The sequence below is a fragment of the Dermacoccus sp. Tok2021 genome, from assembly GCF_019895135.1.
Classification (GTDB): Bacteria; Actinomycetota; Actinomycetes; order Actinomycetales; family Dermatophilaceae; genus Dermacoccus; species Dermacoccus abyssi.
In genome coordinates, this window is sequence record NZ_JAGTHU010000002.1 from 56,614 (window position 1) to 82,211 (window position 25,598).

Here is a 25,598-nt window from a genome sequence, read left to right on the forward strand (position 1 = left end):
CGACGGTTTCACGTGGCCTGCACGTGACAGGATGACGCCATGACGAACAAGAGTCCTGTGGAGTGCTGGCTGACCGACATGGACGGCGTGCTCGTTCATGAGGAGCACGCCATTCCGGGGGCGGCGGAGTTCCTCCAGGCGTTGCAAGAGACCGGCCGACGCTTCCTCGTCCTGACGAACAACTCGATCTACACCCCGCGTGACCTCCGCGCCCGCCTGCAGGGCAGCGGCATCGACATCCCCGAAGAGGCCATCTGGACGTCGGCGCTCGCGACGGCGCAGTTCCTCCACGATCAACGAGAGGGCGGCTCGGCGTACGTCGTCGGGGAAGCCGGCTTGACGACGGCGCTCTACAACGTCGGGTACACGATGAGTGAGCGCAACCCTGACTACGTCGTGCTGGGGGAGACCCGCACGTACTCCTTTACCGCGATCACGCGGGCCATCCGCCTCATCGAGGGTGGTGCGCGCTTCATCGCGACGAACCCGGACGTCACAGGTCCGAGCGCCGAGGGGCCGCTGCCGGCGACGGGTTCGATCGCCGCGATGATTACGGCGGCCACGGGCGTCAAGCCGTACTACGTCGGCAAGCCGAACCCGCTCATGATGCGTAGCGCGCTCAACCGCATCGACGCGCACTCCGAATCCACGGTCATGATCGGCGACCGTCTCGATACGGATGTGCGCAGCGGCCTCGAAGCCGGGTTGCGCAGCATTCTCGTGCTGACTGGCTCGACGAGGCCGGATCAGGTGGATCGCTACCCGTTCGTGCCGACGCGGGTGTGCGATTCGATCGCAGACGTCGTACCGCTCGTGCACGAGTTCTCCCCAGAGCGCATGGCGGCTCAGAGTGAGGGCGTCGAGCGTCGGGAGGCCGACGCGTGAGCGACGACTTCGACCCGTTCGACGACGAGCCGCGTTTGCGTCCGTCCCGGCGGGAGAACGAGCAGGAGCAGACACCGCATTCGTTCGACCCGTGGGCGGATCTGCCGACCCGGGCTTCGCGGCGTCGTCACGGTCTGGAGCTCCCGACCGACGCGCCCGGTCTCGGTGGGATGTGGCAGGACGACGACGCGTCGTTGACCTTGGATCGCGGAGCGGGGCAGGGGAGCGAGCCGTCCCCGGCGCCGGGCGGTCGCATCCTCGTCGTCTGCACCGGCAACGTGTGTCGCTCGCCGTACATTCACCTGCGCCTCGCCGCCGAGCTGGACGGCTTGGGTATCGAGGTGACGAGTGCCGGAACCGGAGCCCTGGCAGGGTGGCCGGTTGACCCAGGTTCCGTGGCGCTCCTCGACGCAGCAGGCATCGACTCGACGGCATTCCGGGCGCGGCAACTCACCGTGGACATGATCGAGGACGCCGACCTCGTGCTGACCGCGACACGCGCGCACCGCCGGGCGGTGGTGCAGGAGGCGCCGTTGGGGTTGCGCAAGACGTTCGCGCTCGTCGACTTCGCCGATCTCGTCGCCGACGTTCAGCCTCAGGAGGTCGAGGCAGCTCGCGGGCGCTCGGGCGTGGGCAAGCTCGTCGCCGCGGCTGGGGCGCGCCGCCACCTCGTGCATGCACGCCCCGAGGACGACGACGCAGACATCGTCGACCCGTTCAAGATGGGGCCCGAGGTGTTCGCCCAGATGGAGCGCGAGATCGCGCCGTCTCTCGACGTCGTCGCGGGCGCCCTGCGCAACGCCTCGGCGCAGGCGGGGTGAGCCCGAAAACCGTTGGGAAGTTGGACATCAGCCCCATTCAGTTCTCGCAGTAAGGCCGCTTTCAGACGGTATGGTCTGTAGCGAAATCTTCGTGCCAACCAGTGGAGGTATTGGTGCAGGTCACAGTAGTCGGGCTCGGAAAGATCGGCCTTCCCCTCGCAGTGCAGTTCGCGCGGTCGGGCGCTAAGGTCTTTGGCGCTGACGTCAACCAAGTCGTCGTCGATCTCGTCAACGCTGGACGAGAGCCCTTCCCGGGCGAGGCGCACCTCGCGGAGTACCTGGCGCAGGTCGTGTCTGATGGGAACCTCGAGGCGACGGCCGACACCGCGGAGGCTGTGTCGAAGAGCGACTACGTCGTCGTGGTGGTTCCGCTGTTCGTCGATGACGAGGCGCGTCCTGACTTCGGCTGGATGGACTCGGCGACGGATGACATCGCGCGCGGCCTCAAGCCCGGCACCACGGTCATCTATGAGACGACCCTCCCCGTCGGAACGACGCGAACGCGGTGGAAGCCCCGCCTGGAGGAGGGCAGCGGGCTGACGGAGGGCGCCGATTTCCACCTGGTGTTCTCGCCGGAGCGTGTCCTCACCGGCCGCGTCTTCGAAGATCTGCGCAAGTACCCCAAGCTGCTCGGCGGTCTCTCCGACGAGGGAGCGGCCAAGGCGACGACGTTCTACGAGCAGGTGCTTCAGTTCGACGAGCGCCCCGACCTGAAGCGGCCCAACGGGGTGTGGGACCTCGGGTCGGCCGAGGCGTCCGAGATGGCCAAGCTCGCCGAGACGACCTACCGCGACGTGAACATCGGGCTGGCCAACCAGTTCGGCAAGTTCGCGGCCGCGAACGGTATCGACGTCTTCCAGGTGATCGAGGCGAGCAACTCGCAGCCGTACAGCCACATCCACTCGCCGGGTATCGCCGTCGGTGGTCACTGCATACCTGTCTATCCGCGGCTGTACCTGTGGAACGACCCCGACGCGACCGTGGTTCGTGCTGCGCGTCAGGCGAACGCGGACATGCCCTCGTACACGGTGGGCCTGGCTTCCGCGGCGAACGGCGGGGACCTCAAGGGCAAGAAGGTGGCCGTGCTCGGCGCCTCCTACCGCGGAGCCGTGAAGGAGACTGCGTTCTCCGGAGTGTTCGCCACGGTCGCTGCCATCCGTGAGGCAGGTGGTGAGGTCGTCGTCAACGACCCGATGTACAGCGATGACGAACTGGACACGTTCGGCTGGGGCGCCTACACCATCGGTGAGCCGGTCGACGTCGTCATCGTTCAGGCTGATCACGCCGAGTACAAGAGCCTGACGAAGGCCGACTTCCCGGGGGTCAGCACGGTCGTCGATGGCCGGCGCATTCTTGACCGCAGCAACTTCGACGGCGTGACCTTCCTCGTCGTCGGCCAGGGCGAGCAGGCATGAGCGTTCGTATCGTCGACACCGCCGACGTCGCGGAGAACGCGCAGATCGGTGACGGCAGCAGCGTCTGGCATCTTGCGCAGGTGCGTGAGGAAGCCGTGCTGGGGGAGAACTGCATCGTTGGCCGTGGCGCCTACGTCGGTACGGGAGTGCAGATGGGCGACAACTGCAAGTTGCAGAACTACGCCCTCGTCTACGAGCCGGCGCGCCTTGAGGACGGCGTGTTCGTCGGCCCTGCTGTCGTCTTCACGAACGACCACTACCCGCGGTCCGTCGCACCGGACGGCACCCTCAAGCGGGGTGACGACTGGGAGGCCGTCGGCGTGACGTGCCGTGAGGGCGCCTCGATCGGCGCTCGTGCGGTGTGCGTCGCGCCCGTCACGATCGGACGCTGGGCGCTCGTCGCCGCGGGATCGGTCGTGACGAAGGATGTGCCCGACTTTGCACTCGTGGCGGGGGTGCCGGCCAAGCGAATCCGCTGGGTCGGGCGCGCCGGGGTGCCGCTCGAGCAGACCACTGACAGCACCTACACCTGCCCGCAGACGGGCGCCACCTACACCGAGACTGACGGTGTTCTCACGGAGGACGACGCATGAACGACTTCATTCCCCCCGCCAAGCCGCTCATCGGTGACGAGGAGCGTGCCGCTGTCGACCGCGTGATGCGTAGCGGCATGATCGCCCAGGGGCCGGAGGTGAAAGCCTTCGAGGAGGAGTTCTCGCAGCACTTCCGTCTCGGGCGTTCGTGCGTCGCCGTCAACTCGGGTACGTCGGGTCTCCACCTCGGCTTGCTCTCCGCAGGCGTGAAGCCGGGCGACGAGGTCATCGTCCCGTCCTTCACCTTCGCCGCGACCGCCAACTCGGTCGCCCTCACCGGCGCGACGCCCGTCTTCGCAGATATCAGCCTCGACGACTTCTGCCTCGACCCCGAGGCCGTGGAAGCTGCGATCACCGACAAGACGGTTGGCATCATGCCCGTGCACCTCTACGGTCACCCGGCCAAGATGGACGCGCTCACCAAGATCGCCGAAAAGTACGGCGTCAAGCTCTTCGAGGACGCAGCTCAGGCGCACGGAGCGTCGCTGCACGGTACGCCGGTCGGCGCCTTCGGCGAGTTCGCAATGTTCTCGCTCTACCCGACGAAGAACATGACGTCCGGCGAGGGCGGCATGGTCTCGGCGGCGAATGCGGACGTCGAGCACAACCTGCGTCTCTACCGCAATCAGGGCATGGAGCGGCAGTACCACAACGAGGTCGTGGGCCTGAACAACCGCATGACCGACATCCACGCCGCGATCGGACGCGTGCAGCTCACCAAGGTGGACGGCTGGACGAAGACCCGCCAGGAGAACGCGGCGTTTCTCACCGAGAATCTCGAGGGTGTGACGCCCCCGGCCGTGGCCGACGGCGCGGTGCACGTCTACCACCAGTACACGATCCGTGTTCCGCAGGACCGTGACGGTTTGGCGAAGGCGCTCAAGGACGAGTACAACGTCGGCTCGGGCATGTTCTACCCCGTGCCCAACCACCGTCTGAAGCCCTTCCAGGCTGAGGCCGACCTGCCCGTCACGGAACAGGCGGCGCGTGAGTGCCTGTCGCTCCCGGTGCACCCCTCGGTGTCGCAGGGAGACCTCGAGCGCATTGTCGAAGCGGTCAACGCGCTTGCGAAGGCAGGTGCGTGATGGCGAAGCTTCGCGCGGGGCTCATCGGCGCCGGGATGATGGGCCGCAACCATGCGCGCGTGCTCAGTGGTCTGGACGATGTCGAGCTCGTGGCGATCGTCGACCCCAACGGTGATCAGCACGGCGTCGCCGGCGGTCGCCCCGTCTTCGAGACGGTGGATCAGCTCATCGAGCACGGGGTGGACTACGCCATGGTGGCCGTCCCCACAGCTCTGCATCTCGAGGTGGGTACGAAGCTCGCCGAGGGTGGCGTGCACGCGCTCATCGAGAAGCCGCTCGCCGAGTCGGTGGAGAACGCCGAGAAGCTCGCGGAGGCGTTCGCCTCGCGAGGCCTCATCGGCGGTGTCGGCCACATCGAGCGGTACAACCCGGCGCTGCAGTCGGCGCGGGCACGCATCGAGAACGGTGACCTCGGTGAGGTCTACCAGGTCGCGACGCGCCGTCAGGGACCCTTCCCGGGGCGTATCGCCGACGTCGGGGTGGTCATGGACCTCGCAACCCACGACATCGACCTGACGGCGTGGGTGACGCAGCAGGAGTACGTCGACATCACGGCTCAGACAGCGCATCGTTCGGGGCGTCCGCACGAAGATCTCGTCGCCGCGACTGGTCGCCTCTCGAAGGGAACGGTCGTGAATCACCTCGTGAACTGGCTGTCGCCGCTCAAGGAGCGCACGACGGTGATCACAGGGGAGAAGGGCACGTTCATCGCGGACACCCTGACCGCGGATCTCACGTTCTTCAAGAACGGCAAGGTGAAGACCGAGTGGCCCGGCCTCAGCCAGTTCCGCGGTGTCACCGAAGGAGACGTGACGCGTCTAGCGATTCCCAAGCCGGAGCCGCTGCGCGTCGAACACGAGAACTTCCGGGACGCCGTGCTCGGCAAGGACGCCGACATCGTGACGCTCGTGCAAGGCCTCGCCACTGTACGCACGGCGTTCAAGTGCATCAGCGGGCCGAGCGACCGCTGGACCGACGAACCAGGAGAAAACCCACAGTGCGAGTTCTGAGCGTCGTCGGCGCACGCCCCCAGTTCGTCAAGTTGGCACCTATCGCCCGCGCCATGGCGGAGCGTGAAGTGGAGCACATCATCGTCCACACCGGACAGCACTATGACGTCAATATGTCGGACGTGTTCTTCGAAGACCTGGGTATCCCGGCGCCTGACGAGCACCTGGCCATCGGTTCGGCCAGCCACGGTCGTCAGACCGGGCAGATGCTCGCTGCCATGGACGGCGTGCTGGAGAAGTACCAGCCGGATTGGGTTCTCGTCTACGGAGATACCAACTCGACGACGGCCGGCGCATTGTCCGCCGCGAAGATGCACATTCGGGTAGCCCATCTCGAAGCCGGTCTGCGGTCCTTCAACCGTGAGATGCCGGAGGAGCTGAACCGTATCGTCACGGATCACCTCGCAGAGCTATGTCTCGCCCCGACACAGGTTGCCATGGACCATTTGGCGTCGGAAGGGCTGGCGGACAAGTCCGTTCTCGTCGGTGATGTGATGACGGACGTACTCATGCGTGTGCGGGACCAGGTCATAAGCAAGCCGCTGCCCGCCGGAATCGATTTCGAGGACGGGCAGTACCGCGTTGCGACGTTGCACCGGCCGTCGAATACCGACGATCCGGAGCGTTTGCGGGAGATCATCGAAGCGATCGGCGCGCTCGACGTGCCGACGGTCTTGCTGGCACACCCACGCTTGCGTTCGAAGGCCGACGACGCCGGTGTCGACCTTGAGGCAGGCAACATCACACTGGCCGAGCCGTTCGCGTACCCGGACCTCGTTCGCGCTGTGATGGGTTCGGCCGGAGTCATCACTGACTCAGGTGGTCTGCAAAAGGAAGCGTTCTTGCTGCGTGCTCGTACGGCAACGGTTCGTACCGAGACCGAGTGGATCGAGACGGTGAATCTCGGGTGGAACACGCTGTGCCCGCAGCCGCAAGACATCGCAGCGGCGTTTTCGGAGACCGCTGAAACGGACACGTACGCTAAGCCGTACGGTGACGGGAACGCCGCGTCACGCGTCGTCGAGAAGCTCGTTCATTTTCCTCCGGCCTAATCTGCGCTGATGTTCACGTATCTCCTCCTGTACGCCATCCTCTTCGTTCCGTATCTCGTCTTAGCGATGCGGCGCAAAATGATCCTTACACCCATCGGCTTGTTGTGCCTCTTCAATGCCCTCTCCTTGGTGGGCATTGCTACGGTCATTGACCCGATGTACGACATTGACATGCGTTATGGGCTGTTCATGACACTCATGGCTTCGATAGTGACAGGGGCAGCTCTGGTTTGGACGTTGAGCAACCTATCGCGACGACCGGTGAGGACTGAGAATGGTGTCAAATCTCTGCCGATCGACGGTCCAATTGTAGGCGCGTATGTCATTTGTCTAATTCTCACCGGCGCCTACTATGCAGCGGTTGGCCACGTCACACTTGTAGAGGCATTTGTTGGTGGTTCCGGCTACGATGCGGCGTCCGCCCGACTGGACTCGTACGCTGGCCCTTCGTATTTTGCGCCCGGCTATATCAACCAATTTAAAAACGCGTTGCTACCAGTCTTGACTGTCGTTATTATCCATCGCCTCTGGACGCGAAGGGCCCTATATCGAACCGCCATCACGTGCGGACTCGTCGGAGTTTGTCTGGTCGCTACGGCAGGTACCGGACAGCGAGGCGCAACGGTCCTTGTCATGCTATCCGTTATTATTGCCCTGCGGATGGGGGGACTCCTGAAGGGCTCCCGCTTTGTCGTCGCTTCCGGCGTCATCTTCAGCATCTTCTCATTCTTGACACTCCTTACCGGACGGTCGGCCAACGATCTGGCAGTCGCAGACGGTCCTCTCAGTAAAATTCAGGTCTTCTTAAATGCGTTGCTTAGTCGAGTGCTCGGCGAGCAGGCGCTATCTGGGCTTGCCGGGTTTAGGTACACGCACAATCTTCCGACAGCGAACGGTTCGGAGTGGGCCACAGATATTCTTGGAATATTGCCCAGCTATCGTGGCAGCGATCTTTCCTCCCAAATCTTTTCCTCGCTTTATGGATCTAATCGTGGCACCTCCCCTCCGTCAAATTGGGGGTCGGCCTACTACAACTTTGGTTTCATTGGTTCACTTTTTGTGTGTGCCGCGGTCTGCGCCATTTATGCGTTCGCATCATCGAAGCTGTTCCTTGAAAAGAAGTCATCATTCCGGGAGCGCAACATGATGGAAATCATGGGGCTCGCCGGGTTTGCTGTGAGCGTCGGCTCGTGGATCGTGGGTTCGCCTCTGACACTGTTGAATCAAGGCGCGGCCGCCTACCTCCTTGTCTACCTCTGGGGGTCCAAGAAGTCGCGCTTAGCGAGGGCAGGAGAAAATGCTCAGACGCCAGCGCGCGGTGACCGAGAGCGAGCGGACGGCCGTCGCTCCTCTCGCCCTCGTGCGGCGTCAGCGGAGATCAGAACTAAAGGGCTGACTCCGTGAGAAGACTTATCTCCGGAGCTGGACTGATTGCTGGCGGATCGCTTATCGGACAGGCTGTCTCGGCAGGGGCGCTGATTTTACTAGCTCGAGTTTACTCGCCAGCCGCATTTGGGGAGTTTTCCTTAGTAATCGCCATTGCCGCTGTCATATCAATTATCGCTTCCCTGCGTCTTGAGGCCGCGATTCCATTGCCAAGTGGTGAAGATGATGCTCTGCAGCTGGCGCGGGTTGCACTGCAGGCCGACGCGATCGTAGGCCTTGTTGGCGGCGCTGTGTGGGGGGTGGCCGCGCAGAGTGAATTCATTTGGGGGGCGCGCGTCGGACAGGCCGCGTTAGCCGCCGCCTTCATGGCCGCCGTACAGGTTCTGAATCAAGTCGCTATTAGGCGTAAGCGATTCACGGTCATAGCTGTGCGAAACATGATCCTTCCGGTGGTGATGGTGCTCATGCAGGGTATTTTCCTGTTAACGCCTGCGTCACCCCTAGGGTTGTATCTAGGGTATTTAGCCTCGTACATTCTTGTATTCGCCTGGATGTTTCGAGATTCTCAAGTCGACTTGAATGTAAATATAGGCGCTCTTGATATGTTGCGTGAGTACAGGCATTTCCCGCGGGACTTGGGGCCAGCGGGTTTGCTCAATTCATTGGGCCAGCAACTTCCGCTGTTGATCATGTCCGGTTATTTCTCGCGGGAAGTTGCTGGCTGGTTTGGCCTTACTCAGCGAGCACTGGCTATGCCTGTCGCGTTGGTGGGCACGGCCATTGCTCAGGTTTATCTGGCTCGCGCTTCTGAGTGTTTGAGAGATGACCCTCGTGGCCTTCGAAGGCTGTTTTCTGATACGTCTCGAAGGCTGATTGCCTTCGGCGTGGCCGTGGGCGTATTGGTGGGCACCTGCTCACCGTGGGCGTTTCCGTTGCTGCTGGGGGATCCCTGGTCGGAGGCTGGCGTGTATGCCGCGATTTGGGCTCCCGCCCTCACCGCGCAGGTTGTGGGAGCCTCGCTGTCGCAGACTCTCATCGTTCTCCGCAAGACGCGCACACAGCTGGCGTGGGATGCATCTCGGGTGGGGCTGTTAATCGCCGTGGCCTTCGGAATCCGGTTCGGCTTGACTCCGCGCGTTGGTCTGGTTTGTTTGAGTGGAACCCTAGTTTTTATGTACGGAGTACTCTGGTTAATCAACGCCCGTGCAGTTCGGGAACTGCCGGACCGCGCCGAAGGACTGACGCCAGGTCCTCCTGGCGGGCACTCGGTACCCTGATAACGCCGATGGAGAGCCAAAGGCTGAGCGAGCTTTAGTTGGAGAGTTTACGGAGCAGATTGTCGAACTCGCTCTCCCAGGTCAGCTCATTGCGGCCGAATTCTCGGGCACGATCAGCGTTCGCCTTCAGGGAATCGGGCGAGGCGTGAATCTCGCGCATAGTGCGGGCCATGTTGTCTGGGCTGAGATCAGTGAGCCATCCGACGCCATGTTGGGAAACGAATGCGTGGTTTTCTGGAAGGTCCCCCGCAAGGACTGGCCGCCCAGTTGAAATGCACTCCATAATCTTATTGGAGAGACCGTCGTTTCCGGGGATCGTGGGGTCGTAGAGCACCAGTCCCACGTGAGCTGACAGATACGTGGCTGAAACTTGGTCAGGCGCTATCTCGCCGCGCCAATTGATCACGTCCTCTGCATGCCCAGTCGCTGACATCTCCTTCAAGGCCTGCATGTAGTCGGGTCGACCGCGCCCGTAGATATCGATCTGGATGTCGTCTTGGAGCAGGTGTGCCGCTTGGATCAGATTTTCGATACCCCGTCCTTCAAAGATGCTGCCGACGAGAACAAAGCGCGTGGGCCCCGTCGGGAGGGGCTCCCACGGGCTGCGCCAACTACTTGAGGGGGCGTTGCGCACTAGAGCCACCTGTCGGAAGCCTTTGTGGTGAAGAGGGCCGACGTCGCCTGGTACCACGACGGTCGCGACGTCGACTACACGGGAGAGCGCTTTCATGAGAGAAGTCTCTACTTTGGCGTACGCCGAAAAGGCGGACCCCTTCGCTGCGACAGTTCCGGGACGTTCGGTGACATCGAGAACGAAGTTGGAGCGTCTGATCGCTTTGTGTGCCGCCCCGAGGGCAGCCAAGGGGGTGGACGTCACATGGACTATATTGGCTGGGGTTCGCACCAACTCGTTTGCCATACGAATTAAGGCGGGTACGTAACTTAGGGCGATGTTTCGTGCGATGGTGGCCTTGGAGGGCCGCATGTCAGGGTGCCGCATGGATACCTGGACCACATCTACTCCATCACGCGTGAAGCGTCCAGGTTTGTCCCATCGCCCTGTGCGGCCCGCGGCGCTCATGCCTACAAACTTGACCCTGTAACCGGCTTCCAAGTATGCCTGTGCAGCCTTACGCGATCGCGTTGAGTATTTGTACGAATCGAACGTAGCGATGACTACGGTGGGTAGAGTTGTCATTGGTTAATATTCCGAATCCCCGCCCACTCGTGGTGGCGGTGAGCAGTCGAGAGAATGAAGTTCACTGCCCGCTGCGAGCAGTTGTCGATGAGGTAATCCTCGGGCGTGATGTCCGAGACGCCATCGCGCTGGTATCCGGCGTCCATGGCAACGCGAACAGCCATTACCATGTCCTGCGCGTGCAACCCCGTCATCACGATGGCGCCCGTGTCGAGGGCCTCCGGTCGTTCGATCGAGTCACGCAACGTCACGGCGGGGAAGCCCATGAGTGAACTCTCCTCGGCGATCGTGCCCGAATCCGACAACACGCACGCGGCGGAGAGCTGCAGCTTGTTGTAGTCGTGGAAGCCCAGCGGCTCGCTGAACGTGATGCCCTCCGGCTCCGTCCACCCCGGTAGCGCTTCGAGACGCTTGCGCGTGCGCGGGTGCGTCGAGACGAACACCGGCATGTCGAAGGCGTCGTGGACGGCGATCAACCCGTCGAGCAGGGCGCGCAGTCGCTCAGGATTGTCGACGTTCTCCTCGCGGTGCGCGCTGACGAGGAAGTACTTACCCTCCTCAAGCCCGCGCTGAGCGAGGATGTCGGAGGTCTTGATCTGCTCGGTGTACGCCTCGACGACCTCACGGATGGGCGAGCCCGTCTTGATGATGCGGCGCGGGTGCAGGCCCTCGGCGAGCAGGTTGCGGCGCGCGTGCTCGGTGTAGACGAGATTGAAGTCGGCGACGTGATCGACGAGGCGTCGGTTCGTCTCTTCCGGCACGTTCTCGTCGAAGCAACGGTTGCCGGCCTCCATGTGGTATGTCGGGATGCGCAGGCGCTTGGCCATGACGGCGGCGATGCACGAGTTCGTGTCGCCGAGCACGAGGACGGCGTCGGGCTGCTCGGCGCGCATCACCTCCTCGCTCTTCATGAGCGTGCCACCGAGCACCGCGCCGAGGCTCGAGGTGTCGACGGCGAGGAAGTGATCGGGCTTGCGCACGCCGAGGTCGTCGAAGAAGACCCCGTTGAGCTCGTAGTCGTAGTTCTGTCCCGTGTGCACGATGACGTGCTCGACGCCCGGGGTGTTGTCCAGCCGGGTCATCACGCGCGCAAGCCGGATGATCTCCGGGCGCGTGCCGACGATGGTCATGACCTTCATCGTTCAGGCCTCCTTGCTCTCGGCGGGGCGCACCGGTTCCCAGTACGTGTCGGGAGCAGCCGGGTTGAACAGCTGGTCGGCCCAGAACATCGTGATGACGTCCTCATCCCCGGTGTTCGTGATGTTATGCACCCACAGCGTCGGCATGTCGATGACGGCCGGCTTCGTGCCGTCGACGTCGAAGTCGACGACCTCGTCGGTCAGCACCTTGCGCAGCGAGATGCGCGCCTTCCCGCTGATGACGACGAAACGCTCGATCTTGCTCAGGTGGTAATGCTCACCGCGCGTCTTGCCCGGCCTCGTGTACGACACGAACGACTGGCCGCCGCTGCCGTGAGCGCGCACCGTCTCGATCAGCTCCCCGCGCTGGTCGGCGTTGACCATGAGCGAGAACGGGTACTTGTTCGGGAACGTCGCAGCCCGGTATGCGTTGAACAGGTTCGTGTGGAAACGCGTCGGCAACTTCGGAATCTCGCCGCGGCTGTAGACGTCGTGGAACTGCTCGAGCAATGACAGCACCTCCGGCACGCGCGTGTCGTGGCCGTGGGGGCGGATAAGTCGGTCGCGCGAAGACAGGGCCTCGATGAGCGAGGCCGCGGCATCCTGCACGTGCAGCAGCTCGACGGGGTTGTCGTTGACCGTCGGGGTCTCGCCCTCGAGCAGCTTGTCGATGAACGTCGCGACGAACGTGTTGTAGTACGGGCGAGCATGCTCGCCGAAGATGTTCGGCAGGCGTACCTCGACGTACGCGGCGCCGCTCGCGGTGGCGGCGTCGGCGAGGATCTCGCCCGCGCGCTCCTTGCCTCGACCGTAGGGAGAGCCGTTGCCGACCTGCGTGGAACTCGAGTAGACGATGCGTACGGGCTTGTCGGCTGCACGCACGGCGTTAGCGACGTCCTGTGCGAGATCGACGTTGCCCTGCTCGACGGCAGTGTCCGTCTCCGCACGGTTGATGCCGGCCAGATGCATGACGGCGTCGGCGTCCGCGACCTGCGTCTGGAGTTCGTCCCAGTCGTCGCGGCCGATGGCGACGACGTCATGGTCGGTCAGCGTGTGCAGCCGTGCGCGCGTGTGCCAGCCGAGAAAGCCGTGCGCTCCGGTGATGACGATCTTCATGCTCGGGCCTCAACAATCTGCTGGATCTCGGGCAGGGTCATGAGCAGGTCGACGGCACCGTCGACGTCGAGCTGCTCGGTGTTGGCGGAGGTGTAGTCCGTCGCGTCCTTGAGTTCGGTCTCGCCCTCGGACGTGAACAGTTCGTACTCGAGCGAACGCGCGTCGAGCGGAACGCGGTAGTAGTCGCCCTGGTCGGTGGCCTTCACCATCTCCTCGCTCGACAGGAGCGTCTCGTGCATCTTCTCACCGTGGCGCGCACCGATGACCTTGATCTGCGGGTCGTCGACGCCGAGCACCTTGGCCGTCGCCCGCGCGAGCGTCTCCACGGTGCATCCAGGGGCCTTGCGGACGAACAGGTCGCCGCGCTCGGCGTTCTCGAACGCGTGGAGCACGAGTGAGACCGAGTCGTCGAGCGACATGAGGAAACGGGTCATGCTCGGCTCGGTGAGGGTGAGCGGCTTGCCGTCCATGATCTGCCTGACGAACAGGGGGATCACCGAGCCGCGGCTGTACATGACGTTGCCGTAGCGCGTCGTCGACACGACGCTGGGGGAGTCGGGGTTGTTGCGCGCGAACGCCTGCGCGCTCTTCTCCATGAGGGCCTTCGTCATGCCCATCGCGTTGACGGGGTAGACGGCCTTGTCGGTCGACAGGCACACCACGGAGCGGACCCCGGCGCGGCTCGCGGCGCGCAGCACGTTGTTGCTGCCGTCGATGTTGGTGCGCACCGCCTGATCGGGGAAGAACTCACAGCTCGGCACCTGCTTGAGAGCGGCCGCGTGGAACACGTAGTCGGCGCCGACGAACGCGTCCTCGACTGAGTGTGCGTCACGCACGTCGCCGAGGAATAGCTTGAGCCGCGCATCGTTGAAGCGCTTGCGCATCTCATCCTGCTTCGCCTCGTCACGCGAGAGCAAGTGGACGGCGGCGACATCCTGGGCGAGGAGGTGGCGCACCATGGTGCTGCCGAACGAACCGGTGCCACCGGTGATAGCGATGGTCTTGTCGGAGAGGTCGATCATCGTTTGGCCTTGTCGCTCGTGATGGTCAAGAGGGCGTTCTCGAGCCGGACGAGGCCGGTTTCGGGAGAGAAATGTGCGTCGTAGTAGGCGCGAGCACGCCGTCCCATCGCGCGCAGGTCGTCGTCGGAGGCTGCCGCGAGAGCCGCCACCGCGCTTGCGGCATCGCGGGTCCCGGGCGCCGCGGCCCGTCCAGCATCCGCTTCAGTCACGACGGCCGCTGCATCCCCGGCCGCATGCGCGAAGATCGGGCGGCCTGCAGCCAAGGACGCCTGGACCTTGCTCGGCATGGTGACGCGCAATAACGGGCGGTCGACGAGCGAGACGACGACGATGTCGCAGGCCGCGTAGTACTCGGCCACCTCATGTGCGGGCACCGGGTCCAGCAGGTGCACGTTGGGCAAGGCACGCTCGGCGAGCATCCTCGCGAGGCTTTCACGCTTGACTCCCGAGCCCATGAGCACGAGCTGCGCGTCGCTGCCGGCGAAGGCCGCGACGAGGTCATCGAGTGCCTGCAGTTCACCGAGATTCCCGGCGTAGAGAAAGAGGCGACCCGAAGCTGGTAGGCCGAGGTCGGAGCGAGTTCGCGGTTTCTCCGGCAGGGGACGGTTCTCGACCCAGTTGGGGGTGTCGAAGATCTTGGCGTCGGGCACCCCTCGCTCGGTGAGCACGTCGCGCATACCCCGCGAGATGATGCCGATGCCCGATGCGTCGCGGTACGACAGTTTGCAGAACGCGTCCAGCGTGGTGTGGATGGCGCGCGCGGCTGTGCCCCCCGTGAAGCCGCTCTCGGTGACGCTGTCAGGCCACAGATCCTGAATGATCATGAAGTGCGGCGCCCGCCGTCCCGGGGGCTGAAGCATGCGTGGCAGCGCAGCCGTGGCGGGGGAGGAGTAGGTCAGCCACACGTCGGCCGGAGGGAGGAACTGTCCGGCCACGGAGGCACTCGTCGCGAACGACAGGTAGTTGCCCATTCGCTTGACCGCGTTGGCATCGTGGCTCGGGTAGATGGGAACTCGGTGAACCGTGATGCCATCGGCGCCCCGCTCCCTGGCATAGGGCTTGAGTGAATAACCGTCGTAGATGCGTCCCGTGGGGTAGTTGGGGAACCCGGTGAGCACATTGACCTCATGGCCGCGTTGCGTCAGGCCGATCGCGGGCGCGTACGCAGGCCCTGCCGGCTCAGGTGGATACCACTGGGTGACGAAATTGATCCTCACTTCGCCGGAACTCCCTTGACGACGACGCACTCGGGCACGTTCTTGACGACGCACGATCCGGCACCGACGACGGAGCCGGCACCCACGCTGAGGTTCTGCAAGATCGCCGAGTGGGTGCCGAACATGACGCCCTCGTGCGCTTCGACCCACCCGGAGATTGCCACGAGCGGGTTGACCGACACGTAGTCGTGCAGCGTGACGTCGTGGCCGACGGTGGCATTGAGGTTGAGATGCACCGAGCGTCCGAGAGTCACGTTGGTCGTCACGCGGACGCCAGCGCAGACGATCGATCCCTCACCGATCCGAACGTCACCGCCGAAGGTCGCGCTCGGATGGACAAGTGTCGCTGCCCGCCACCCGGCCTCGACGAGCTTCGTATCGAGCTTCTTGCGAACCTGCGGACTGCCGATTCCGATGGCGAACTCAGCTGCGTCGTACTGGGCCAGAACGGCGTCGAGGCTACCCAGCACACGGCTACCACGACGCTCAACCAGGGCCGTGTTCTGCTCGGATGCGGCATCGTCCGCGTATCCGAGAAGGTTGTACGTCGGGGCCTGTGCGTTCAGTGCGTTGATCACGTCGTGCACCTCGCGGCCGAAGCCGCCGCATCCGACGATGAGGATGTCACGCATTGTGCGTCTCCAGTCCATGTTGTTCCGCTACGGTCTCGCTCACATCCGGATCGTTCACTCCGCCCGAACCGCCCATGAACTCGTGCATCGTCACGACGCCGTCGGCGGAGATGCCCTCGCGCCGCAGCACGCCCTTGACGGTCTTGAGCAGGATGTCGAGATCCATGCGCCAGTCGTGCTCGTCGACGTAGCGCACGTCGTATGCGAACTTCTCCTCCCACGAGATCGCGTTACGGCCGTTCACCTGAGCCAGGCCCGTGAGGCCCGGGCGCACCTCGTGGCGGCGGGCCTGCTCGGGGGAGTATCGCTCGAGATACGCCATGAGCAGCGGGCGCGGCCCGACGAGCGACATGTCGCCCCTGACGATGTTCCACAACGTCGGGAGTTCGTCGAGGCTGGTCGAACGGAGGAAGGCGCCGAACGATGTCATTCGGTCGTCGTCCGTGACCCACCCACGTGCCGGGTCGACCGTCAGCATCGTGCGGAACTTGATCATCGTGAAGGGCTTGCCGTCGCGGCCCGGGCGTTCCTGACGAAAGAGCACCGGGGAGCCGAGCTTCGCGCGCACTGCGAGCGCGATACCCGCCTGGACCGGCAACGACGCAGCGAATACCGGCACGGTCAAGGCCAGGTCCGTGGCGCGCTTGAGGAGGGGCTCACGGCGCATCAGCCGGTCACCAGTTCCCGGAAGGTGGCGATGACGCGGGCGACGTCGTCGTCGGAGAGGTCGACACCGGACGGCAGGTTCAGCCCCGAGTGGAACAGGCCTTCGCTCACCTGGCCACCGAAGGCGCGAGCGTCCGCGTACATGGGCTGCAGGTGCATCGGCTTCCACAGGTGGCGAGCCTCGATGTTGCGTGCATTGAACCCTTCGACGACACCGTCGATGAAGCCGGGCTCACGGCCCTCCACGACGGCGCCGGTCAGCCAGCAGTTGTCGTGGCTGTCGTCGAGACCCTCGCCGCGGCCGAGGAGACGCACGTTGTCGAGGTCGGAGAAGCCCTCCGAGTAGAGGTCACGGATCTCGCGGCGGCGCGCGATCATCGCGTCGAGCCGCTCGAGCTGGCCGATGCCCAACGCAGCGAGCAGGTTCGACATCCGGTAGTTGTAGCCCACCTCGGTGTGCTCGTACCAGGGCGCAGGCTGACGTGCCTGGGTCGAGAGATAGCGGGCCCGGGCGAGAAGGTCGGTGTCGTTGCTCAGCAACATTCCGCCGCCAGAGGTCGTCATGATCTTGTTGCCGTTGAACGAGACGGCCGCGCACGAGCCGAAGGCGCCGCACGAGGTGTCGTCGAGCGAAGCGCCGAGCGCCTCGGCGGCGTCCTCCACGAGCGGAATGCCTCGTTCGGCGAGGGCGGGGGAGAGCGTCGTGTAGTCGACCGAACGGCCGTACAGATCCACCGTGACGACGGCCGAAACGTTCTCACCCTCGGCCCGGAGGGTATCGACAGCTTCGATCAGGCGAGCCACGTCGACGTTGGCGTCGCTCGCCTGGGCGTCGACGAAGACGGGCTCTGCGCCGGTGTACTTGATGGCGTTCGTGGTAGCGGCGAACGTCATGGTCGGGACGACAACAACCGTGCCGGGGGCGACGCCGTGGTGGAGCAGCGCCAGGTGGAGTGCGGCGGTGCCCGAAGAGAGCGCCAGTGCGCCAGCGACGCCGGTGTACTCCGCGATCTCGGTCTCGAAACGGTCGACCATCGGACCCAGGGGAGCGACCCACCCCGAGCGCAGCGCTTGGAGCACGAGCTGCTCCTCGCGCTCGGTGACGGTGGCCTTCGACAGGTGAATGCGTGCCATCAGATGTTCTCCCCACCATGGTGGTCGGCGACGGAATCGGGGGAGAGGATCGGCCCCTCCGCGGTGATGTCGATGTCCTTGCTCGGGTCGTGGTCACGATGGCCGCCGGAGTGCTCGACCATCCAGGCGAGTGCGTCGGCGTCCGTGTCGAAGTACTGCGCGCGCACGAGCTGTGGGTCGATCGCCGGCACGTTGACGTGCGAGACGAGCGGGTGCTCGGAGGTCTTGATCTCCTCACCGGGCGTGAACAGCTGCTCCGAGAGCTTCTCGCCCGGGCGCAGCCCCGTGTACTGGATCTCGACATCGTGCTTGCCGGCCATCTCGATGAGCGTGCGCGCCACGTCGACGATCTTCACCGGCTTGCCCATGGCGAGAACCATGACCTCGCCGTCGGTGCCGATCGCCGACGCCTGCAGCACGAGCTGACACGCTTCGGGGATGAGCATGAAGAACCGCTCGACGTCCGGGTGCGTCACCGTCACCGGGCCACCGCGCTCGATCTGCGCGGTGAACGCCGTGATGACCGACCCGCGCGAACCGAGCACGTTGCCGAATCGCACACTGACGTACGTGTCGTCCCCGGCGCTCGCGAACGACGCCGTGAGGCGCTCCGCGAGACGCTTCGAATACCCGAGCACCGACGACGGCCACGCCGCCTTGTCGGTCGAGACGTTGACGAACGTCTCGACGCCGACGGCCCGCGCCGCCTCCAGCACGTTGAGGGTGCCGAGGACGTTCGTCTTCCACGCCTCGATCGGAAACTGCTCGAGCAACGTCAGGTGCTTGAGCGCCGCGGCGTGAAAGACGACCTGCGGCCGCTCGCGTTCGAAGATGGCACCCAGGGCGTTCGGGTCGCGGATGTCACACAGTGCCAGTGTGCCGTCGTCGAGCAGGGCTCGGCCCGTCATCGACATCTGCGCTGAGTGCATGGCCGATTCGTCACGATCGAGGAGGACGAGCTTGGCCGGACCGTACCGGTCGATCTGACGACACAGCTCTGAGCCGATGGAGCCGCCCGCACCGGTGACGAGCACGCGCTTTCCGGCGATGGAGTTGCGGATCGCCGTCTGGTCGAGCTCGATGCGTTGGCGGCCCAGGAGATCCTCGAGGTTGAGGTGGCGCAGGTCGGCGCCTCGCGGCGCGTGGAAAAGTTCGTTGACCGGCGGGAGAATGAGTACGTCGAGGCCCGCCTGGCGCCCGAGCTCACTGATCTCACGCAGGTCTTCACCGGGCATCGTCGTCGCCGCGATGATGAGGGCCTTCGCCTGGGTGCGCTCGGCGACAGCGGTGATCCGGTCACGGGTGCCGCTGACACGGAGGCCGTCGATGCTGAGGCGGCGCTTGCCGGGGTCGTCGTCGAGGAGCGCGACCGGCACGTACCTGTCACCCTGGCTCGTGTCGCGATGGAGATTGCGCACGAGTTGACGCCCCATGTGACCGGCGCCGAAGACGATGGCCCGCACGTCCTGCTCTCGCACGGTCTGGCGCCCCCAACGCCATGAACGCACGAGGAAGCGCAGCGTGAACATGCCAAGCAGTGCGAACACCGGTGTGGTGAAAGGAAGGCTGCGTGGCACTTCGGGTGCGCCGAACGCGAGGCGCACCACGGCCAGAACGAGGGCGGTGACGAGGATCGCGCGGATGAGATCGGACGTCTCCTCGAACGAACCTCGCATGTGGCCGATACGGTACGGGCCCACCACCATGCCGACGGCTGCGTACACCACGGCCGCCAGGAGACCGAAGAGAGCGATCTCTCGAGTCGTCGACGCCGTGGCGTCGAGGTCGTAGCGCACCCACGCGGCCATGAAGGCGGAAATGAGCACGACGAGAAGGTCGACCGCGAACCAGCCGTACCGCACAGCACGATCGCGCTCGCGGTGGGTGCGGCTGTTAGCGCGCGCTGATGTCTTCGCGTCGGTGTTCTGGCTCATCGACCCAGGCGCTCCCGACGGCGTTGCGGTGCGGGCTCACCGCCGGTGCGTCCTGCGCCGCTCCAGGTCGCCTCGACAACGGCCTTGGCCTCCGGGTCGGCCTGGGGAGCTTCCTCGTTCTTGAACGACTTGTAGCGGTAGTCGTAGTAGTTGCCGCGGCTGCCGCGTTGCACGCGGTTGACGACGACGCCGAGGATGTTCGCGCTGACGGCGTCGAGCATTTCGAGCGCCTCCAGCATCTGATCCCGGTTGACGATGTCGGCGCCGGCCACGAGCACCGTGCCGTCGGTCTGGGTGGAGAGGACGGCGGCGTCCGTCACCGGAAGCAAAGGCGGAGCGTCGATGACGACGTAGTCGAAGCGGCCCCGCAGGTCGTCGAGAACGGCCTTCATCGGTTCGGAGCCCAGCAGTTCGCTGGGGTTCGGGGGAGTGGCGCCGGAACCGATCACCATGAGGCGGTGTTCGCCGAAGCGCTGGGCGACGTCCTTGAGGGCCACTCGGCCGATGAGGACGTCGGTGAGGCCGACACCGCCTTCGAGACCGAGGTAGCTGAGAAGGCGCGGACGGCGCAGGTCGCCTTCGATGAGGCAGACGCTCGAGCCGGAGTTTGCCAGGGCGAATGCGAGGTTGGCGGTCGTCGTCGTCTTGCCCTCACCTGTGAGGGAAGAGGTGACTGTGAGGACCTGGGGGTGCTTCGCGGCGTCGACGAACTGCAGGTTCGTGCGCAGCGACCGGAAGGCCTCGGCGCGCGAGGAGTGCGGGTCGGCTTCGAGGATGAGAGGGTGCTTCGGGGCGTCGCTGTCGAACGGGATCGCGCCGAGCACCGTGATGTCCTCGGCTGCGGCCTCGACATCGTCCTTGTTGCGGATCTTCGTGTCGAGGCGGTCACGCAGGAGCGCCAACGCGGTGCCCGCGAGGAGGCCGAGCAGGCCGGCCAGGACGAGGTTCGTCAGCCAGTTCGGGCCCACCTTCTCGCTCTTCGTGGGCGTCTGCACCAGCGTCACCTTGACGGGGCTGGGCTTCGAGTCGGAGACCCGCTCGAGCTCGTCGACCGACTTGGGGAACTGGGTGCCGAGCGACGTGGCGATGGCCTTGGCGCGGTTGGGGTTCGTGTCCGTGACCGTCGTGTCGATGATGACGGTGTCCGGGGCAGCCTTCGCCACGACCTTGGGCTCGATCGAGGACGCGCCGTCCTTGATCTTGAGCTCGTCGGCGACCGGCTGGAGCACGCGCGGGGTCGTCATGAGCTCGGTGTAGCTCTTGACGCGGTCCTGGGTGAACGTGCCGCCCTGGGCGAGCTGCGAGTTGTTCGAGGCGTCGGCGGTGGAGACGAAGAACCGGATGCTCGAGCTGTAGGTCTTCGGTGTCAGCAACGTGAGCAACGCGGCGAGCGAGAACGCGATGAGGGTGCAGCCGACGATGATGCGCCACCGCTTGCGCAGCGCGCGCAGATAACTCTGAAGTTCCACCGACGTTTTTCCTTCTCAGTTGCACCTCTCGCACGGAAGGTTGCCGGCGAGCTGACAGTCGCCCATAAGGGTACGGAACGAACTGAGCGGTCACCAAAGTTCGCCCGCGTTGAATTGGCCGGAATGCTAGGTCTCACGTCCGAAATGGCGGCTCGGCGGATGACTCGAAGGGGGTCCCGATGAGCCCGTGTCAGCACCCGGCGTCGCCCCGGCTCGGTTCCGCAGCAGCGCCCGCGACGCCTCGTCTTTCTGGCTCCAGCGCCGAAGGGATAGCCTGGGCGAGGTATCACCATCCACGTCGCAGAGTCAGGAGCCAAACAGGCATGGAGAAGATCAAGGTCAAGAACCCCATCGTCGAACTCGACGGTGACGAGATGACGCGCATCATCTGGCAGTTCATCAAGGACCGCCTGATCCACCCGTACCTCGACGTCGACCTCAAGTACTACGACCTCGGCATCGAGAACCGCGACGCCACGGACGACCAGGTGACCGTCGACGCCGCCAACGCCATCAAGGAGTACGGCGTCGGCGTCAAGTGCGCCACGATCACGCCCGACGAGGCGCGCGTCGAGGAGTTCGGCCTCAAGGAGATGTGGAAGAGCCCGAACGGCACGATCCGCAACATCCTCGGCGGCGTCATCTTCCGTGAGCCGATCATCATGAGCAACGTGCCGCGCCTCGTGCCGGGCTGGACGAAGCCGATCATCATCGGTCGCCACGCTCACGCCGACCAGTACAAGTCGCAGAACTTCAAGGTTCCCGGCGCCGGCAAGGTCGAGATCTCCTACACGCCTGCCGACGGCGGCGAGAAGGTCGTCTACGAGGTTGCCGAGTTCCCCGCAGAGGGCGGCGTCGCGATGGGCATGTACAACTACAACAAGTCGATCGAGGACTTCGCCCGCGCGTCGTTCAACTACGGCCTCGAGCGGAACGTTCCGGTCTACCTGTCCACGAAGAACACCATCCTCAAGGCGTACGACGGTGCGTTCAAGGACATCTTCCAGGACGTGTTCGAGCGCGAGTTCAAGGACGAGTTCGACAAGCGCGGCCTCACCTACGAGCACCGCCTCATCGACGACATGGTCGCTGCGGCGCTCAAGTGGGAGGGCGGCTACGTCTGGGCCTGCAAGAACTACGATGGTGACGTGCAGTCCGACATCGTCGCGCAGGGCTTCGGCTCGCTCGGCCTCATGACGTCGGTCCTCATGACGCCGGACGGCAAGACCGTCGAGGCCGAGGCAGCGCACGGCACGGTGACGCGTCACTACCGTCAGCACCAGCAGGGCAAGGAGACGTCGACCAACCCGATCGCGTCGATCTTCGCCTGGACGCGTGGCCTCGCCAAGCGTGGCGAGCTCGACGAGACGCCCGAGGTGACGAAGTTCGCCGAGACGCTCGAGCGCGTCTGCATCGAGACCGTCGAGAGCGGCAAGATGACGAAGGACCTCGCACTGCTCATCGGCAAGGACCAGCCGTACCTCAACACGCAGGACTTCCTCGCCGCCATCGACGAGAACCTGACGAAGGCCATGCAGCAGGCCTGACGCAGGATGCGCCATACAGAAGGCGGCCCACTACCCGTGCAGGGTGGTGGGCCGCCTTCTCATTCGCATTGCGGGGCGGCTATGCAGCCGAGCACCGGAGTGAGGCACTCGATCCCCGAGGGGCGTCAGCAGTTGTTCGCGATGGCGGAGAACTTCATGCCCGCGATGTATATGCCCTGGCTGCGGTCGACGCGCGAGAACTTTTGCGCGTTGTTCCAGTAGGTGAGGGTCACGCTGCTCGTAGGTGTCTGGTATGTGACGTTGAAGTTACCGGCGCTCGACGTCGCGTCCGCGAAGGCGGTGTTGCTCGAGGCGGCCGTGGCTGGCGAGTTGAGGGTGCCCGCGCCAGTGACGCCAGAGCCGGCAGTGGAGGAGAAGGCGCCTGACAGTTCGACGACGTCCCAGAAATCCCCCTCCGTGCTATCGATGTCCGTCACGGTGAACGCCAGGTTGGACACGCTGACCGGTCTGCCGTCGGCTCCAGTGAACGCGAAGGTGTACGTACCGCGGGCGTCGCGCTTAGGCGTGGAATAATCCGGTGTCGTGACGCTCTGCTGGATCCTCAGGCCGCTGGTGAATGAGCCGCCGACCTGACCAACTGCGCTGAGGCTGGTGTCACCGGATTTCTCGGTTCCGGATTTCATCGCGCCTGTGTACGAAGCCGTGACCGTCAACGTGATTGGTGGCGCGGACGCATTCTGGCTCGTGGCCCGGATGCTCGCCTTTGTGCTCGACGTTCGCACGAAGCTCGAGTTCGACCAGTCGATCGTGTAGCTGACCGGCGGGCACGGGGATGCAGCCGCTCGTGGCGCGGCCGCGCCCACCACGATGGCCGGCGCAGCCCAGGCGCTGCCTCGTACCACTCTCCTGCGTGTGATGCCGTGGTGTGACGCGTTCATTTCTCTCCCCGCGATAGTCGTAGCTGCGTCCTCATTATAGGGCGCGTTAAGCATGACGTCCGACCAAACGGGGGAGGGGAGGGGAGCGCCCGACTCAAGTGGTCTCTCCTGGAACGGTTCCGACAACGATATGTTTCTTGTCACATCCGGCTGGTGGGAGGGTCGATGGCGACCCTGGCCTAGCGTGCGCCGACTCGGTAGGTCGACCGGAGGTAGGCCGCGAGGGAAACGTGCCACTCCGGACGAGGCGGACCGCCTGAATGCGCCAGCACGCTGTTCGCAGGTCGATGCGCGGGCCGGGGGAAGGCCTCGCTCGTCGTGGGGTTGACGCGCTCGGGGTCGAGGCCGCTCAGGCGGAAGATCTCGCGCGTGAACTCGTACCACGTCGTCGAGCCCTTGCTCGTGCCGTGGAAGTACCCGCCCGGGGCCTTCGCCTCGATCAGGTCGAGGACGTAGCGCGCGAGGTCGCGGGTCCACGTCGGTTGACCGTGCTGATCATCGACAACGTTCAGCGTCTCGTGCGTCTGCGCAAGGCGGAGCATCGTCGCCACGAAGTTGGGGCCGTGCTCGCCGTAGAGCCATGCGGTACGCACGATCAGGGCGTCGGGATGTTCGGCTCGCACAGCCCACTCGCCGGCCGCCTTGGTTCTTCCGTAGGCCGAGCGCGGGGCCTGGGGGGCGTCCTCGGCGTGGGGCTCGCTGTCCCCGCCGTCGAAGACGTAATCGGTCGAGATGTGCACGAGACGTGCCCCCGCCTCGCGGGCGGCACGGGCGACGTTGCGCGCACCGACGGCGTTCAGGGCGTAGGCAGCGGCTTCGTCGGACTCAGCGGCGTCGACGGCGGTGTAGGCGGCCGCATTGACGACGACGTCAGCGCCGGCCGCGGCTGCTCGCGCGGCCTCGAGGTCACGGATGTCGCAGTCAGCCGAGCCCAAAGCCGTAACCTCGTGCCCGCTCTCGCGAACCACCGCGGCGAGGTCGGTGCCGAACATCCCCGTTCCGCCGGTGATGACCCAGCGGCTCAACGCTTCTCGATCTTCTGCGTCTTCGCGTACTTCGCCTCGGTCTCGTCCTTCATCGGACGCCACCAGGATTCGTTCTCGCGGTACCAGTCGATGGTGGCGGCCAGTCCATCGCTGAACGTCGTGTACTTCGGCACCCAACCCAATTCGTCACGCAGCTTCGTCGGGTCGATCGCGTAGCGCCGGTCGTGACCAGGACGGTCGGTGACGTGGTCGTAGTCGCCGGCGTCCTTGCCCATCGTCGTCAGGATCGACTCGACGACGGTCTTGTTGTTCTCCTCGCCGTCGGCGCCGATGAGGTACGTCTCGCCGATACGACCGCGCTCGATGATGGCCCACACGGCCGAGTTGTGGTCGTCCACGTGAATCCAGTCACGCACGTTGAGACCGTCGCCGTAGAGCTTCGGGCGCACGTCGTCGATGACGTTCGTGATCTGACGCGGGATGAACTTCTCGACGTGCTGGCGAGGGCCGTAGTTGTTCGAGCAGTTCGAGATGGTGGCCTTGACCCCGAAAGACCGCACCCAGGCGCGCACGAGAAGGTCGCTCGCGCCCTTCGTCGAGGAGTAGGGGCTCGACGGGTTGTAGGGCGTGGCCTCGGTGAAGCGCGCCGGGTCGTCGAGTTCGAGGTCGCCGTAGACCTCGTCGGTGGAGATGTGGTGGTAGCGCACGTCGTGCTTGCGCACCGCTTCGAGAAGCGAGACCGTGCCGAGCACGTTCGTGTCGACGAACGGCCACGGGTCGGCGAGCGAGTTGTCGTTGTGGCTCTCGGCAGCAAAGTGGACGACGACGTCGGACTCGGCGACGAGGCGGTCGACGAGCTCCCGATCGGCCACATCGCCCTCGACGAAGGTGATGTCGTCCATGACGCCGTCGAGCGAGCGCGTCGTACCCGCGTAGGTGAGCTTGTCGAGCACCGTGATCTGCGCGTCGGGCCGCTCCGTGCGGGTGAGGTGGACGAAGTTGCTGCCGATGAATCCGGCTCCACCGGTGACGAGAACTCGCATGCGGCAAGTATACGGGCGACGTGCAGACGACTAGGAGCGAAACTTCGCGCCGCGCGGGCCACTATGATCGGC

The 25,598-nt window shown here is 64.8% G+C and carries 24 protein-coding genes; 11 read left to right on the top strand and 13 right to left on the bottom strand.

All coding sequences use genetic code 11. The features are described 5' to 3' along the window. The first annotated feature begins 39 nt into the window (after positions 1-39). The 9 genes from K9D12_RS02295 to K9D12_RS02335 all read left to right on the top strand — a co-directional run bounded on the left by K9D12_RS02295 (position 40) and on the right by K9D12_RS02335 (position 9,524). Positions 40-885: an HAD-IIA family hydrolase gene (locus tag K9D12_RS02295; protein WP_223059362.1), complete on the top strand. Its 846-nt coding sequence runs from the start codon at positions 40-42 to the stop codon at positions 883-885. Further along, positions 882-1,706 carry a hypothetical protein gene (locus K9D12_RS02300; RefSeq protein WP_223059363.1) on the top strand — a complete coding sequence of 275 codons (825 nt, stop codon included), beginning with the start codon at positions 882-884 and terminating at the stop codon, positions 1,704-1,706. The genes K9D12_RS02295 and K9D12_RS02300 overlap by 4 nt, the downstream gene beginning before the upstream one ends. Positions 1,707-1,819: 113 nt before the next feature. Next, complete coding sequence (locus tag K9D12_RS02305; RefSeq protein ID WP_223059364.1) at positions 1,820-3,121, top strand: nucleotide sugar dehydrogenase; 1,302 nt, start codon at positions 1,820-1,822, stop codon at positions 3,119-3,121. Continuing rightward, on the top strand, positions 3,118-3,714 hold the full coding sequence (locus tag K9D12_RS02310; protein ID WP_223059365.1) for an acyltransferase: 597 nt from the start codon (positions 3,118-3,120) through the stop codon (positions 3,712-3,714). The genes K9D12_RS02305 and K9D12_RS02310 overlap by 4 nt, the downstream gene beginning before the upstream one ends. Further along, complete coding sequence (locus K9D12_RS02315; protein WP_223059366.1) at positions 3,711-4,799, top strand: DegT/DnrJ/EryC1/StrS aminotransferase family protein; 1,089 nt, start codon at positions 3,711-3,713, stop codon at positions 4,797-4,799. The genes K9D12_RS02310 and K9D12_RS02315 overlap by 4 nt, the downstream gene beginning before the upstream one ends. Then, on the top strand, positions 4,799-5,809 hold the full coding sequence (locus K9D12_RS02320) for a Gfo/Idh/MocA family protein (RefSeq protein ID WP_223059367.1): 1,011 nt from the start codon (positions 4,799-4,801) through the stop codon (positions 5,807-5,809). The genes K9D12_RS02315 and K9D12_RS02320 overlap by 1 nt, the downstream gene beginning before the upstream one ends. Continuing rightward, on the top strand, positions 5,797-6,861 hold the full coding sequence (wecB, locus tag K9D12_RS02325; protein WP_223059368.1) for a non-hydrolyzing UDP-N-acetylglucosamine 2-epimerase: 1,065 nt from the start codon (positions 5,797-5,799) through the stop codon (positions 6,859-6,861). The genes K9D12_RS02320 and wecB (K9D12_RS02325) overlap by 13 nt, the downstream gene beginning before the upstream one ends. Positions 6,862-6,870: 9 nt before the next feature. Continuing rightward, on the top strand, positions 6,871-8,265 hold the full coding sequence (locus K9D12_RS02330; RefSeq protein WP_223059369.1) for a hypothetical protein: 1,395 nt from the start codon (positions 6,871-6,873) through the stop codon (positions 8,263-8,265). Further along, a complete protein-coding gene (locus tag K9D12_RS02335; RefSeq protein ID WP_223059370.1) occupies positions 8,262-9,524 on the top strand; it encodes a lipopolysaccharide biosynthesis protein in 1,263 nt (420 codons plus the stop codon). The genes K9D12_RS02330 and K9D12_RS02335 overlap by 4 nt, the downstream gene beginning before the upstream one ends. A 34-nt stretch (positions 9,525-9,558) precedes the next feature. On the opposite strand, the gene K9D12_RS02340 is transcribed toward K9D12_RS02335, so the two are convergent. The 10 genes from K9D12_RS02340 to K9D12_RS15175 form a co-directional block, all read right to left on the bottom strand. Then, the gene (locus K9D12_RS02340) at positions 9,559-10,254 is read right to left on the bottom strand and encodes a glycosyltransferase (protein WP_223059371.1); all 696 of its coding nucleotides are present in this window, start codon (positions 10,252-10,254) and stop codon (positions 9,559-9,561) included. A gap of 464 nt (positions 10,255-10,718) precedes the next feature. Continuing rightward, complete coding sequence (gene wecB / locus K9D12_RS02345; RefSeq protein ID WP_223059372.1) at positions 10,719-11,861, bottom strand: non-hydrolyzing UDP-N-acetylglucosamine 2-epimerase; 1,143 nt, start codon at positions 11,859-11,861, stop codon at positions 10,719-10,721. Positions 11,862-11,864: 3 nt separating this feature from the next. After that, on the bottom strand, positions 11,865-12,977 hold the full coding sequence (locus K9D12_RS02350) for an NAD-dependent epimerase/dehydratase family protein (protein ID WP_223059373.1): 1,113 nt from the start codon (positions 12,975-12,977) through the stop codon (positions 11,865-11,867). Beyond that, entirely contained in the window at positions 12,974-13,999 is a 1,026-nt protein-coding gene (locus K9D12_RS02355; RefSeq protein ID WP_223059374.1) for a polysaccharide biosynthesis protein, read from the bottom strand. The genes K9D12_RS02350 and K9D12_RS02355 overlap by 4 nt, the downstream gene beginning before the upstream one ends. Continuing rightward, the gene (locus tag K9D12_RS02360; protein ID WP_223059375.1) at positions 13,996-15,216 is read right to left on the bottom strand and encodes a glycosyltransferase family 4 protein; all 1,221 of its coding nucleotides are present in this window, start codon (positions 15,214-15,216) and stop codon (positions 13,996-13,998) included. The genes K9D12_RS02355 and K9D12_RS02360 overlap by 4 nt, the downstream gene beginning before the upstream one ends. Next, entirely contained in the window at positions 15,213-15,848 is a 636-nt protein-coding gene (locus K9D12_RS02365) for an acetyltransferase (RefSeq protein ID WP_223059376.1), read from the bottom strand. Before K9D12_RS02365 ends, K9D12_RS02360 begins: the two co-directional genes overlap by 4 nt. Then, positions 15,841-16,515, bottom strand: a complete 675-nt coding sequence (locus K9D12_RS02370; protein ID WP_223059377.1) for a sugar transferase — start codon at positions 16,513-16,515, stop codon at positions 15,841-15,843. Before K9D12_RS02370 ends, K9D12_RS02365 begins: the two co-directional genes overlap by 8 nt. Further along, on the bottom strand, positions 16,515-17,648 hold the full coding sequence (locus K9D12_RS02375) for a DegT/DnrJ/EryC1/StrS aminotransferase family protein (RefSeq protein WP_223059378.1): 1,134 nt from the start codon (positions 17,646-17,648) through the stop codon (positions 16,515-16,517). The genes K9D12_RS02370 and K9D12_RS02375 overlap by 1 nt, the downstream gene beginning before the upstream one ends. Then, complete coding sequence (locus K9D12_RS02380; RefSeq protein ID WP_223059379.1) at positions 17,648-19,582, bottom strand: nucleoside-diphosphate sugar epimerase/dehydratase; 1,935 nt, start codon at positions 19,580-19,582, stop codon at positions 17,648-17,650. Before K9D12_RS02380 ends, K9D12_RS02375 begins: the two co-directional genes overlap by 1 nt. Next, the gene (locus K9D12_RS15175; RefSeq protein ID WP_223059380.1) at positions 19,579-21,051 is read right to left on the bottom strand and encodes a polysaccharide biosynthesis tyrosine autokinase; all 1,473 of its coding nucleotides are present in this window, start codon (positions 21,049-21,051) and stop codon (positions 19,579-19,581) included. Before K9D12_RS15175 ends, K9D12_RS02380 begins: the two co-directional genes overlap by 4 nt. A 323-nt stretch (positions 21,052-21,374) precedes the next feature. Here K9D12_RS15175 and K9D12_RS02390 point away from each other — a divergent pair, with 323 nt between their 5' ends. Next, positions 21,375-22,598: an NADP-dependent isocitrate dehydrogenase gene (locus tag K9D12_RS02390; protein ID WP_223059381.1), complete on the top strand. Its 1,224-nt coding sequence runs from the start codon at positions 21,375-21,377 to the stop codon at positions 22,596-22,598. 125 nt (positions 22,599-22,723) lie between these two features. Here the strand turns inward: K9D12_RS02390 and K9D12_RS02395 are convergent, their stop codons facing one another. Then, positions 22,724-23,242 carry a hypothetical protein gene (locus K9D12_RS02395; protein WP_223059382.1) on the bottom strand — a complete coding sequence of 173 codons (519 nt, stop codon included), beginning with the start codon at positions 23,240-23,242 and terminating at the stop codon, positions 22,724-22,726. Between the two features lie 7 nt (positions 23,243-23,249). Here K9D12_RS02395 and K9D12_RS15010 point away from each other — a divergent pair, with 7 nt between their 5' ends. Continuing rightward, positions 23,250-23,372, top strand: a complete 123-nt coding sequence (locus tag K9D12_RS15010; protein ID WP_255352622.1) for a hypothetical protein — start codon at positions 23,250-23,252, stop codon at positions 23,370-23,372. A gap of 304 nt (positions 23,373-23,676) precedes the next feature. On the opposite strand, the gene rfbD is transcribed toward K9D12_RS15010, so the two are convergent. Further along, entirely contained in the window at positions 23,677-24,522 is an 846-nt protein-coding gene (rfbD, locus tag K9D12_RS02400) for a dTDP-4-dehydrorhamnose reductase (protein WP_223059383.1), read from the bottom strand. Next, positions 24,519-25,526, bottom strand: coding sequence for a dTDP-glucose 4,6-dehydratase (gene rfbB, locus K9D12_RS02405; protein ID WP_223059384.1), 1,008 nt, complete (start codon positions 25,524-25,526; stop codon positions 24,519-24,521). The genes rfbD and rfbB overlap by 4 nt, the downstream gene beginning before the upstream one ends. Positions 25,527-25,598: the final 72 nt, after the last annotated feature.